A 243-nucleotide genomic window follows, 5' to 3' on the forward strand; every position below is an offset into this window, starting at 1 on the left:
TCGGCGGCGTGGGGGAGCCGGCGGGCTCCGGGGAGACTGCCGCCGTCGCGGAATGACTTTCCCGTCCAGGGAGGCGTATGGGACACGTTGATCTCAAATCCAGGCTGAACTTGATTTCCCCCGCGGCCGCCGAGCAGGCCCGGAGACTTTCGGCGGCCATCGAGCGCGCCCGCGACGCGCTGCTCGCGCGCCAGCACCCGGAGGGCTACTGGTGCTTCGAGCTGGAGGCGGACTGCACCATTC

At 70.0% G+C, this 243-nt stretch carries 1 protein-coding gene; it reads left to right on the forward strand.

Going from position 1 to position 243, the window contains the following annotated elements; translation table 11 throughout:
* Positions 1–77: 77 nt before the first annotated feature.
* The coding region (locus tag ACTFO6_RS19530) for a hypothetical protein (RefSeq protein ID WP_439935965.1) at positions 78–243 on the forward strand (166 nt) is incomplete at its 3' end.

The organism is Pelomicrobium sp. G1 (assembly GCF_051905455.1).
Lineage (GTDB): Bacteria > Pseudomonadota > Gammaproteobacteria > Burkholderiales > UBA6910 > Pelomicrobium.